This is a genomic window from Microbulbifer weihaiensis (genome assembly GCF_048323715.1).
GTDB lineage: Bacteria > Pseudomonadota > Gammaproteobacteria > Pseudomonadales > Cellvibrionaceae > Microbulbifer.
In genome coordinates this window covers 1-12,088 of the sequence record NZ_JBLWFL010000006.1, presented here as the reverse complement: position 1 = coordinate 12,088, position 12,088 = coordinate 1, and the positions used below count along the sequence as shown (strand labels likewise).

The following is a 12,088-nucleotide window of genomic DNA, read 5'->3' as shown; positions in this document are numbered from 1 at the left end:
CACCAGCGCGCTAGCTGGCCCCACTTGGCAGCGCCGTGACGCTCGGCTCATCCGATTGCTGCAACGCGACTTCCGCCGCTTTCAAAGCCTCACTGCGATCCTTGAACGAACCCTGTGCGGGTATCCTTCCGTTCAAGCCTTTCAGCACCTTGAACACCTCATCGTTCATACCGGCGAGATACAGGCACTTGCCACTATCGCGGGCGTCGGCCGCAATGGTCTCCACCGCCAGTGCGGCGGAAAGATCCAAAAACGGTACCGCGGAGAAGTCGAGAATCAGAATCCGGGAGCCCGAAGCACTCTCCTCACGCACGTGATGGCCCAGATCTGCAGCCGCGCCAAAGCTCAGCGGCCCGCTGAACTCGAACAGCGCGATCCGATCCCGGTTGCGCGACAGTATCTCGCGATCATCCTCTGAATCCAGATGCTCCGGCAGGTTGCGCAAATGCTCGATCTGCAGACGCGCCACCTGCTTGACGTAAGCCAACGCCGCCAGCACCACACCAACCCCGACCGCAGTGATGAGGTCGACGAAAATGGTCAGACCGAGTACCAGCACCATCAGGATCAAGTCCCAGCGGGGCCCCTGGTGGGCACGCTTCAGGTAGCTCCAGTCAATGATGTCCAGCCCCACCTTCACCAGAATACCGGCCAGCACCGCCTGCGGAATATTCTCCGCCAAGGGACCCAGGCCCAGTGCCACCGCCAGCAGCACCAGCGAGTGGATCATGCCGGAAAGACGGGTCTGACCGCCGGAGCGGATATTCACCACTGTACGCATGGTCGCACCAGCGCCGGCAATACCACCGATCAGACCTGCAGCAGCATTACCAACACCCTGCCCGATCAGCTCCTTGTTACTGTGGTGACGGGTACGGGTCATATTGTCTGCCACCAGCGAAGTCAGCAGACTATCCAGTGAACCCAGCACAGCAAGGATGATTGCCGCTTCCACCACCAGCCACATCATGTCACCGCCGAACACCGGCAGATGCAACTCCGGCAAACCGGTTGGAATAGCGCCAAGCACCGGCACCTTCAGCGCGAAGAAGGCCACAATGCTGCCAACCACGAGGGCGGCCAATGGGCCAGGAACGTAACGCCCCCACTTGCTCGGCCACCAGTAGACCATTGCCAGTGTCGCCAGACCCAGCAGCAGGTTAGCGCCGTGGACTTCCGACAACGCTTCCGGGATATGCCCAAGCGCACCAAGAGTGCCGCTTGGCGATGCATGCCCGAGCAACGGATTGAGCTGAAGGATAATGATGATGACACCGATGCCGGTCATGAAGCCCGAGATCACGGGATAAGGCACCAGCCGGATGTAGTGGCCAATGCCAAACAGTCCGAAGGCAATTTGCAGCAAGCCAGCGAGAAGTACCGCAGTAAAGATCAGCGACGCATCGCCGGACAGGCTGGCGAAGAGACCAGCCAGCACCACAACCATCGGGCCTGTGGGACCCGAGATCTGCGGCCCGGTACCGCCAAACAGGGCAGCGAAAAAGCCTACGGCAATTGCACCGTACATGCCGGCCATGGGGCCGAGACCCGAGGCCACACCCAGCGCCAGCGCCAGTGGCAACGCAACGACACCGGCGGTAATACCGCCGGTGATGTCGCCGCGCAAATTGGACAAATCAAACTTCATGACAGCCTTACCTTTTTCAAGCTATTCAACTTCCCTGCAAGAACGCTACCACTCCTGATATGAAAATATTGCGCGGCGAAACTTCTGCGCATCAGGCGCCGCAGGCTCCTCCAGTTACCACTTCCGGCAATTCGCCAAACAGGGAACGATAGCGCTCTTCCATCGGCTTGAACTCGCGAGTTCCCTCGTCCAAGCACAGCACTTCGCCGCTGCCGATGTTGTAAACCCAGCCGTGCAGGGTGATGCCGCCATTGGCAATACCATTCGCTACAGCGGGGTGAGTACGCAGATGCTGCATCTGCTGGATCACGTTCTCGAAGGTCACTTCGTCCAGGTGATCAGAACACAGGTCGCCGTGACGGCCGCGCACCACTTCGGTAGCTGAACGGCAGTGGCCCAGCCACTCTTTCACGTGCGGAAGGCCTTCGAGCTTTTCCGGAGCGATTGCGCCCTTCATGGCACCGCAATCGGTGTGACCACAAACTACGATGTGTGAAACACCCAACGCGGCCACGGCAAATTCGATAGACGCAGTCATACCGCCGGTCTGGCTGCTGTGGGGCGGCACCACATTGCCGGCGTTGCGGCAGATAAACAGCTCGCCGGGCTCGGTTTGAGTCACCAGGTTCGGATCAATGCGCGAATCCGCGCAGGTAATGAACAAAACTTCCGGGTTCTGCCCGTCCGCCAACTTGGAAAAGCGGGCCTGCTTGGTCGGAAAAACTTCTTTTTGAAACTTCGCAACACCAGAAATCACGTGATCCATGGAAACTCCTCTTGATAACAACTATTGAGCAAACTTGTTGGAATCCATTATTTTTTGATAGTTCAATAAGTTAAAATACCATTTGCTGATAACCTTTAATTATCAACCATCTAACGGAGTGAATGTGCCAGTGCAGCTTCCCGCCCCGACCATCAAGCAACTGGAGTATTTTGTGACCATTGCGTCGAGATCCAGTTTCCGCCGCGCTGCTGAAGAACTCCGGGTCAGCCAGCCGGCTTTGACGACGCAAATCCGGGCACTGGAGACCACTCTGGGGCTATCGCTGTTTGAGCGAAACCGCACTGGAACCCTGCTGACACCACAGGGGCGGGAACTGCTGGAGCACGCGCGCCAGCTGGTTCTCAGCATGCGCGAGTTTACCGGGCTGGCAGAAATGGTGGGACAGGGCCACCAGACCACCTTTAAACTGGGGGTTCCACCCACCCTGGGGCCATATCTGCTGCCGAATGTCCTGCCTTCCCTGCACCACCAACATCAGCGCCTGAAACTCTACGTGCGCGAGGCGCCACCGCGTAACCTGCTGCGGGGCCTCACAGACGGCACCTACGACATTGCCATCGTCCCCCTGCCGATCGAGCGGGACGACCTGGCGATTGAACCGCTCTTCACCGAGCCGCTGAAATTTGTTGTGCCGGCAGATCACCCGCTCGCCGGCAAAAGCACGGTCAGCCCGTCCCAGCTGCGCGGAGAGAAAGTCCTGACCCTGGAAGACCACCACCACTTCCATCACCAGGTGCAGGAAATCTGCCAGCGCCTCGGCGCACACCTGCAGCGCGACTACGAAGGCACGAGCCTGGATACCCTGCGGCAAATGGTCGTTATGGGGCTTGGGGTGGCATTCTTGCCGGGACTTTACGTACACTCGGAAATGCATAACCCCGAGGCGCTACACGTCAGTGAAATCCGCTCGAAGCCCATCCGCCGTCAACACGGTCTTGTGTGGCGAGCCAGCGCACCCGCCCGTCAGTACTACCGGGCGCTGGCGGCAGACATTCGTGAAATTGTGCGCGAACGGCTGGGCGATATTGTGAGCGTTCACGAGTAGACTTCCTGCAACCCACCTGACAGGCAAATCTTCCAGCAGCCCCCCATGGCTGAAGCTGCTCGCAGCGTGGGCCACACAAATAGCGGACCGGGATCCAGAGGCTCAAGAATGAATACGGAACAAAAGATTGATATCAAGCAGGCGCTGCGGGTGTTCGACAAAATCACCCAGCACGGGGAAAAAACGGAAAACGGCTGGCAGTATCGGGGCCTGACCGCCAGCACCGACTTTGACGGCTACACGATTTTTTTACGATCGGCCAAAGTCGAGCTGACAATATTTTTTCACAACAAATTTACCATCGATTGCCGGAGTTCGCTGGATCTGGATGAATTTATTGACCTGCTGGGAAAAGTTGAGCGAAGTTGAAGCTCCGCATCAGGCAATTCCCGGCACGCCGCTGTGAAAGCGAAACTCGCCATCACCACTTTCGACGAGCGCCCGCTCCACTTCCAGCAGCGCCTGCACTCGCGGCTCAATATCCTCATCACTTACGCTCTGCGCGAGACTCAGGTAATCGCGGAAATGGCGCGCTTCCGACTTTAACAATGAGAAGTAGAACTTCTGCAGCTCATCATCCAGGTGCGGCGCAATGCGTGCAAAACGCTCGCAGGAGCGCGCCTCGATGATCGCACCACAGATCAGGGTATCCACCAGCCGGCCCGGCTCAGCAGAGCGAACCTCGTTGCGCAGCCCGGCGGCATAGCGCGACGCACTGATATGCGGATAGGCGATACCGCGCTTCTTCATAATCGCGATCACCTGCTCAAAATGACGCAATTCCTCCCGGGCAAGGCGCGACATCTTGTTGAGCAGATCAAAATTGTCCAGATAGCGGAACATCAGATTCAACGCCGTGCCCGCGGCCTTCTTCTCGCAGTTTGCGTGATCGACCAGCATTAACGCGGGCTCCGACAACGCAGCCTCAACCCAGGCATCGGGTGTGGGGCAGAGTAGAAAATCATGGATGGCGGAGAGATCGGGCACTTCGATAGACATAGGCGACGGCGAATCTTTAATAAACCACGGGAAAGGCGGCGCATTATAGCGCCTCCCCCGCCACCTGGATAACCCAACGGGTATTGGCAGGATCGGTTCGTGGGACAGATGCTACCAGAGCATTTGATAACGGCTTAATAAGTGGATTAATATCTAAAGCTCCGTCACCGCAAAAGCGAGCGTAACCCCATTGGCCAGCAAGCCGCTCTCAAGCACCGCTGTACAGCGCCTCCGTGCCATCAGCATGTCCTTTCCTGGCGCGCTGGCTGCCATGCACCAACGGGCCTCGGCCTTGCGTGAGGCCTTGTCAGAGCTCGATAACGGCCTGTGGGAAAGCTTTCTGCTGCAACCCGCATTCGCTCGCGACGCCGCGCTGCGCCTCAATCAGACATTCGAGTCGCCCTATTGTCTGGCGGGTGCACTCTATGCCCAGCTCGATTACGACGGCGAAGCCGAACTCGGCGACGCGCGACACACCCTGCAAATCCCGGGACTGCTGGCCGCACCATCCCACGTGATTGCCCTCGCCCAGAACCTGAACCAGGCCAAGACCGAGTTTCAGCAGTTGACCAGCGAGTACAAGAATATTCTGGGCGACCGCCCCACCCTCGAACGCGACGGACAACTGCGGGAGGCGCTGCTAGATGCGGGCTATCCACGGGCGCACCTGCGCCAGTGCTACCGGCAGATCCTTCTCTGCCCACAAAGGCCCGACGCCATAACCCTCAGCTGGATCAAGGCGCGCAAGTCGATCAAGAAAGTGACTGTACAGTGGTGTGAGAAAAAACTGGTGCAGCTCGACCCTCTGGGAGAAGACGCCGGCATTCAATACCAACGGCAACTGCTGGCTGGGCTACACCCCCGGCAACACGACTTGCTGCGCCAGGTCCAGGTTCAGAGCCGCGCCAACCTGCAGGTCGCCGAGATCTTCTACGGAAAGCCGGGAGAAAAAGAGGACACCTACCGCCAGGTAGGGTATGCGGCGATGCCGGTGCTGGTGGAAAGCGGAAACGGCGGGAATCGCGGAATAGCAGGCAGCGGCAGACGGCTGCCTGAATTTACACGGGTGGAGCACGAACCACCCGCGGGCCGCCGGCGCCAGCGGCGCGACCTGAAAATCGCCGCAGATCCACTGCTCCCGGCACTGCGCGTGCATTTACATACCGGCCAATAGCCGCTAACAGAGCCTAAAGCAGCGCAGCAACAAATTTCCGGACGGGCTAACCGAGCTGCTCGAGCGCCACCGTGACACTGGTACGACATTGCGCCAGCAGGTCGGCATAGCCGCCACCGAGTTCCGACAGAGTCTCACCATCGAGTAACGCCAGCAGCTCACGCTCGGCGCGACGGCGGTGCTCGATAATCCCCTCCTCCCGGTCATCCGCAAACAGGGCATCAAGCTGCTCACGAAGTTTCTCCGCTGTCTCGCGATCCCGGTCGGGCTCAGCCGGCAAATCGCCAGTAGCCCGGATGGCCTCAGCCACACGGGCAGCCAACTCCGTCCGATCCGCGGCGATGGACGCACACGTTTTTGCCGCCGCTCCGTGCAGATATTCCCCGGCAAACTGGTAGAGGTCGATACTCTCCCTCAATGCGATATATAGGTCGTGCAACGCCACCTGGGCGTCATCGCGCAAAATACTCATCGGCTCCTGACTTTCCTTTTCCTGATACCAACACACCATGACACCGCGCACTCACGCTTATTGCCGCACAGAGCCACCCGCAAACGCCTATGGTTCCATGCCAGTCACAGTTAAATGCCCTCACCTGCCTGTTCCGGCACCACCACCGTGAGCGCTGACGGTTTTACCATAAACTCCGCTGGCGTCTCGGTAACAGGCTCACCATCGGCATGTATCGCCATGCCTTCCGGCCGGGTCTCAACACGGATCTGCTGGCCTTCCACGGTAAAAGTGCGCCGGACATCATCATGCCTGCCAATGCGCAGCAGCGGTGCCAGCGTCAGCAACTCCCGGACACCCTGTGGGCGCAGGCTGTACAGATGCAGCAGACCGTCGGTAATTTTTGCCGAGGCGTGAACCGCGTTGCCGCCGCCATAAAAGCGCCCGTTGCCAACGGCGAGCTGGATAGACCGCATTGAATAATTGTTACCATCGGCGTTGATTGAGACCTTGAACTGACGGTGCCGCGCCAGCGCTGAAAACAGCGCCTTGCAATAGCTTAAAACACCCCAGCGCTGCTTCAGTTCGGGCGTCAACTCCTCGGTGACTTTCACGCCCAGCCCAAGATTCGCAACATTGAAGAAATGGTGACCGTTGACCACACCAATATCGATCGCTGCGGTAAAGCCCGCCTGAATGGCGGCAAATGCCTGATCGAGATCGGTGATGCCGAGGGAACGGGCCAGATCATTGGCAGTACCAAGAGGAAGTATGGCAAATGGCAATCCGCGCTCGAGCAACGCCGGCGCGCAGGAGCTGACGGTGCCGTCACCACCGGCGACGATAACCAGGTCAACCTCTTTTCCGCAGCGCAGAATCGCCTCACGACTCTGCTCCACGGACTCGGCAGCCACTTTTTCGACCGATAACCCGGCCCGCTTGAGGCTTGAGACCCCCTCATCCAACACAGCGGTATTTCCCCGGCGGCTGGCCGGGTTTTCAATCAATACTGCACGCTGGAATTTGGTGCGCTGAAGAGTGATAGCGCGGCTCCTTATCTGGTCAAACCGCTCGTAAATAGAATGGTTCAGGCGATGCGCACACCGGGTGCCACAAAGCGCTGATAGTACGCCACCGAGAGCGCATAAAAATCTTCATCGATGCGCTGGCGCACCTCCACCAGCGATACCCCCTGGGACGCTGCGGTTCTCGCGAGACCGTACTCGTTGAGATCCCGGATCTGGCTGGCTCCCGCCCGCAACAACTCGAACACCCAGCAATACGGATTCTGGTCTTCATTGAAGCGGATCTGCTGGTGGCGCAGCTGCGACAGCAGCACCTGCTGGTCGATGATTTCCAGCTGGCTGCGCACCGCATTTGCAAGATAACCGTCACGGCGGTCTGCGATAATCCGGCGCTGATCCTCGCTATACGCATTCCAGTCGATCACCTCATGGGCAAAGCGTTTACAACCGCGGCAGACGTTATCGCCAATTCCCGTGGAACAAACACCAATGCAGGGCGTGCGTACTTTTTTGTAAATCGCCATGCAGCAGAAATCCTCGTGAATCAATCAAAGCATTTCACAGGCCTCAAGCAAACCCGTGTAATTACAGGCCGCAGAGAATAGCATTTTTTCAGCGGCGGATTCTGCCCTTCACACCCATTCACACAATGGATACTTGCGCCACGGAATGCGAGTAATTCTCACTTCCAGCGCGGTAAAAATACGACCACTATTTGTTTTGTGAATGATCGCAATTTGCGTAAGTTATTGATTTTTCAGCGAACTTAACAGCGTGAACGCTTTTATTGTAGAATTCGCCACCCGCCTCCAGCGGCCACCGATGAAAACGGGGATCCGGTCGAAAAGAAGATACACTTCCGGAACCCTGAAAAGCTGTTGGTTTTACCCCATATACAGAGAGGGAATTATCCGTGCTTGAAGCCTATCGCAAACACGTCGCCGAGCGCGCCGAACAAGGTATCCCACCCAAGCCCCTGAACGCCGAACAGGTTGCCGGCCTGGTGGAACTGCTGAAGAACCCGCCCGCCGGTGAAGAGCAGGAGCTGCTCGACCTGATCACCAACCGCGTACCGCCGGGTGTGGACGAAGCTGCTTACGTAAAAGCCGGCTTCCTCACCGCCATCGTGAAAGGCGAAGCGGAATCCCCGCTGATCGACCGCGAACACGCCACCAAACTGCTGGGCATGATGCTGGGCGGTTACAACATTTCCACCCTGGTTGAACTGCTGGACGACAAAGACCTGGCCGAGCTGGCCGGTGAGCAGCTGAAAGACACCCTGCTGATGTTCGACGCCTTCCACGACGTGGAAGAGAAAGCCAAAGCCGGCAACGAAGTCGCCAAAGGCGTTATTCAGTCCTGGGCTGACGGCGAGTGGTTCACCAAGCGCAACAAGGTCGCCGAGAGCATCAAGGTTGCCGTATTCAAGGTAACCGGCGAAACCAACACCGACGACCTGTCCCCGGCACCGGACGCCTGGTCCCGCCCGGACATCCCCCTGCATGCGCGCGCCATGTACAAAATGACCCGCGACGGCCTGACTCCGGAAGAACACGGCGTTACCGGTCCGATGCAGCAAATCGAAGAAATCCAGGCCAAAGGCCTGCCGGTTGCCTTCGTTGGTGACGTAGTAGGTACCGGTTCTTCCCGTAAGTCTGCCACCAACTCCGTACTGTGGTTCTTCGGTGACGACCTGCCGGGCGTACCGAACAAGAAAGGTGGCGGTATCTGTATCGGCGGCAAAGTGGCTCCGATCTTCTACAACACCATGGAAGACGCCGGCGCACTGGTATTCGAAGCCCCGGTTGACGAGCTGAACATGGGCGACGTGATCGAAATCCGCCCGTACGAAGGCAAGATCCTGGCCGAAGACGGCAAGGTACTGTCTGAATTCGAACTGAAGTCCGACGTACTGCTGGACGAAGTTCAGGCTGGTGGCCGTATCAACCTGATCATCGGTCGCGGCCTGACCACCAAGGCCCGTGAATCCCTCGGCCTGCCGGTTTCCGACCTGTTCCGCAAGCCGGAGCAGCCGGCCGATACCGGTAAAGGCTACACCCTGGCCCAGAAAATGGTTGGCAAGGCCTGTGGCGTTGAAGGTATCCGTCCGGGCACCTACTGCGAGCCCAAGATGACCACCGTTGGCTCCCAGGACACCACTGGCCCGATGACCCGCGACGAACTGAAAGACCTGGCGTGCCTGGGCTTCTCCGCGGATCTCACCATGCAGTCTTTCTGTCACACTGCGGCTTACCCGAAGCCGGTGGACATCGACACCCAGCACACCCTGCCCGACTTCATCATGAACCGTGGCGGTGTTTCCCTGCGCCCGGGTGACGGCATCATCCACAGCTGGCTGAACCGCATGCTGCTGCCGGACACCGTAGGTACCGGTGGTGACTCCCACACCCGCTTCCCGATGGGCATCTCCTTCCCGGCCGGTTCTGGCCTGGTAGCCTTTGCCGCTGCGACCGGCGTTATGCCGCTGGACATGCCGGAATCCGTACTGGTGCGCTTCAAGGGCGAACTGCAGCCGGGCATCACCCTGCGTGACCTGGTACATGCGATCCCCTACTACGCTATCCAGCAGGGCCTGCTGACCGTCGAGAAAAAAGGCAAGAAGAACATCTTCTCCGGCCGCATCCTCGAGATCGAAGGCCTGGATCACCTGACCGTAGAGCAGGCGTTCGAACTGTCTGACGCATCTGCCGAGCGTTCCGCTGCTGGCTGTACCATCAAGCTGCCGGAAGAAGCCATCGCCGAATACCTGCGCTCCAACATCACCCTGCTGCGCTGGATGATCGCCGAAGGTTACGGTTCCAAGCGCACCCTGGAGCGTCGTGCACGCGCCATGGAAGAGTGGCTGGCCAACCCGGAACTGATGAGCGCCGACGCCGACGCGGAATACGCTGCCGTGATCGAAATCGACCTGGCGGAAGTGAAAGAGCCGATCGTTTGTGCACCGAACGACCCGGACGACGCGCGCCTGCTGTCTGATGTTGCCGGCGACAAGGTAGACGAAGTGTTCATCGGCTCCTGTATGACCAACATCGGTCACTTCCGCGCCGCGGGTAAACTGCTGCAGCAGCACAAAGGTGGCATCTCCACCCGTATGTGGATCTCTCCGCCTACCAAGATGGACGAGCACCAGCTGATGGAAGAAGGCTACTACAACATCTACGGCTCCGCCGGTGCCCGCACCGAGATGCCGGGATGCTCCCTGTGCATGGGTAACCAGGCACGTGTAGCGCCGAACAGCACCGTACTGTCCACCTCCACCCGTAACTTCCCGAACCGCCTGGGCGACGGTGCCAATGTGTACCTGACCTCTGCGGAACTGGCTTCCGTGGGCGCGATCCTGGGCAAGCTGCCGACCCCGGCGGAATACCAGGAATTCGCCAAGAACCTGGACGCCATGTCTGCAGAGATCTACCGCTACCTGAACTTCGACCAGATTGAGGAATTCCAGAAATCTGCCGAAGAAGGCAAGCGCATCGCCGCTACCGAAATTCAGGACGTTGCTATTTAAGTAACAGACTGAAGCACACTAAAAAGCCCCGCCCTCCCCGGCGGGGCTTTTTTATGCCCGCCGAAAAATTTCCCTGGCAGTTAAAACGATCAAGCCCCCATGCAATGTCGCAATTTTCGACAATTGAATGTTCAGAGCAGCCACTGTGCGAACTTACGAATGCCCAGATCTAGGCATCTAGGAAACTTGAACGATATGGGCATATCTGGGCATTATTGGCAGATATGGATACCAGATGCCTACATATAGGCATTCTGCCTATATGTGGGGCTATTGAATAAACTGTTACGTTTCGGTAGAAAATAAGTATGTTGGGAATTTTAAAATACGTTGGATTTTTGATTTTGGCATTTATTGGTGTAGGGCAAACCTACATCTATCGGCGCATTCAGGGGAAGTGGAAGTCATACCCTGTAGTGCACGGAGAAATCATAGAATCCAAACTTGCAAATTTTACAAATACAGAAGGGCAGCGAGTTTACGAGGCAAATATAAAATTTGAGTATGATTTTGACGGTCAAAAATACTGTTCAGATACTCCGCTTCTACGGTCTCCACAATTGTTCAAAGATCATAACTTTGAGCACGAGCTTCTTCAAAAATACAAGGTGGGTGATCGCGTTAATGTCAAGGTTTTGCCTCGATCGCCAAAAGTAGCATTTATTGAGATTGAACCTTTCAGCAGGCTATCTGCAATTGCTATTCCGATACTTGCAGTGCTGTATCTTGCTTTTATATTTGGCTATGGTTGGTTCATGGCTGAGGTAATGGGGCATGATTCTGACCTGGGGGACCGGATGTATGAGCAGATCCAAAAAACGTAACAAGCAGCGGCAGAGCGACAGCCAACGCTACACACCTTTTGTGTTACTCGCTGTCGCTCAAACATTAACACAAAAGGAGCTCCGCGCTGGCTGCGCCTGCGCTAGGCGTTAAGTGATGATGACGATAAATTACCTCCTACTAATATTGCTTATCTCTTGCTCGTCTGCGGCGTACGCGCTCTCTATTTCATGTCCGCATGTGTATGATGAAACTAGCGAAGTCGCTCCAAAGGAAATCTTTAGTGTCATTCACGTTGGGGCTGAGCACAACACTATTGATTTAGAGATAAGTGTTAAAAATAAATACAAAGGATTGGGATTCAAGAGTATTGGGGTTAGAAGAAAGGAAAACGAAAGCTATACGTTTGCTGCCATGCTTGAAACGGTAGAAGAAGAAGGCTCACGTAAGGCGTATTTATTGTCCGTCAGGTCTTCAGATTTGAAATTGTATGACTTTGTTGTTGTATACAGTCGTGGTGATGATGCGTGTTCTAAAGATGAAACCAGGTACCAATTCCCGCTTCTCACTTAACAAGCGACTGTGGTGTCAACCACCCAAAATTTAAGTTGCACACCACGCTTGTTTTTCTCGAATCATCGCATTCA

At 56.9% G+C, this 12,088-nt stretch carries 12 protein-coding genes; 6 read left to right on the top strand and 6 right to left on the bottom strand.

All coding sequences use genetic code 11. The annotated features are described in order from the left end of the window. Nucleotides 1–10: 10 nt before the first annotated feature. A complete protein-coding gene (locus tag ACNKU7_RS08250; RefSeq protein WP_418296500.1) occupies nt 11–1,648 on the bottom strand; it encodes a SulP family inorganic anion transporter in 1,638 nt (545 codons plus the stop codon). A gap of 91 nt (nt 1,649–1,739) precedes the next feature. Continuing rightward, a complete protein-coding gene (locus ACNKU7_RS08245) occupies nt 1,740–2,414 on the bottom strand; it encodes a carbonic anhydrase (protein ID WP_418296499.1) in 675 nt (224 codons plus the stop codon). 124 nt (nt 2,415–2,538) lie between these two features. Between ACNKU7_RS08245 and ACNKU7_RS08240 the strand changes: the two genes are divergently transcribed. After that, nucleotides 2,539–3,480 (top strand): hydrogen peroxide-inducible genes activator, encoded by a 942-nt coding sequence (locus tag ACNKU7_RS08240; RefSeq protein WP_418296498.1) that lies wholly within the window; start codon nt 2,539–2,541, stop codon nt 3,478–3,480. A gap of 108 nt (nt 3,481–3,588) precedes the next feature. Then, nucleotides 3,589–3,849, top strand: coding sequence for a DUF3081 family protein (locus ACNKU7_RS08235; protein ID WP_418296497.1), 261 nt, complete (start codon nt 3,589–3,591; stop codon nt 3,847–3,849). A gap of 9 nt (nt 3,850–3,858) precedes the next feature. On the opposite strand, the gene ACNKU7_RS08230 is transcribed toward ACNKU7_RS08235, so the two are convergent. Then, entirely contained in the window at nt 3,859–4,479 is a 621-nt protein-coding gene (locus tag ACNKU7_RS08230) for a MiaE family protein (protein ID WP_418296496.1), read from the bottom strand. Nucleotides 4,480–4,723: 244 nt separating this feature from the next. Here ACNKU7_RS08230 and ACNKU7_RS08225 point away from each other — a divergent pair, with 244 nt between their 5' ends. Next, nucleotides 4,724–5,653: a hypothetical protein gene (locus ACNKU7_RS08225; RefSeq protein WP_418296495.1), complete on the top strand. Its 930-nt coding sequence runs from the start codon at nt 4,724–4,726 to the stop codon at nt 5,651–5,653. Between the two features lie 46 nt (nt 5,654–5,699). Here ACNKU7_RS08225 and ACNKU7_RS08220 read toward each other — a convergent pair whose 3' ends face one another. The 3 genes from ACNKU7_RS08220 to ACNKU7_RS08210 all read right to left on the bottom strand — a co-directional run bounded on the left by ACNKU7_RS08220 (nt 5,700) and on the right by ACNKU7_RS08210 (nt 7,653). After that, on the bottom strand, nt 5,700–6,125 hold the full coding sequence (locus ACNKU7_RS08220; RefSeq protein ID WP_418296494.1) for a hypothetical protein: 426 nt from the start codon (nt 6,123–6,125) through the stop codon (nt 5,700–5,702). A 110-nt stretch (nt 6,126–6,235) separates the two neighbouring features. After that, nucleotides 6,236–7,147 (bottom strand): lipid kinase, encoded by a 912-nt coding sequence (locus ACNKU7_RS08215; RefSeq protein ID WP_418296870.1) that lies wholly within the window; start codon nt 7,145–7,147, stop codon nt 6,236–6,238. Between the two features lie 44 nt (nt 7,148–7,191). Continuing rightward, nucleotides 7,192–7,653, bottom strand: coding sequence for a DUF1289 domain-containing protein (locus ACNKU7_RS08210; RefSeq protein WP_418296493.1), 462 nt, complete (start codon nt 7,651–7,653; stop codon nt 7,192–7,194). Nucleotides 7,654–8,042: 389 nt separating this feature from the next. Between ACNKU7_RS08210 and acnB the strand changes: the two genes are divergently transcribed. From acnB to ACNKU7_RS08195, 3 genes are all read left to right on the top strand, one after another. Further along, nucleotides 8,043–10,658: a bifunctional aconitate hydratase 2/2-methylisocitrate dehydratase gene (gene acnB, locus ACNKU7_RS08205; RefSeq protein WP_418296492.1), complete on the top strand. Its 2,616-nt coding sequence runs from the start codon at nt 8,043–8,045 to the stop codon at nt 10,656–10,658. 308 nt (nt 10,659–10,966) lie between these two features. Then, complete coding sequence (locus ACNKU7_RS08200) at nt 10,967–11,482, top strand: DUF3592 domain-containing protein (protein ID WP_418296491.1); 516 nt, start codon at nt 10,967–10,969, stop codon at nt 11,480–11,482. A 199-nt stretch (nt 11,483–11,681) separates the two neighbouring features. Beyond that, complete coding sequence (locus tag ACNKU7_RS08195; protein WP_418296490.1) at nt 11,682–12,014, top strand: hypothetical protein; 333 nt, start codon at nt 11,682–11,684, stop codon at nt 12,012–12,014. The last annotated feature ends 74 nt before the right edge of the window (nt 12,015–12,088 follow it).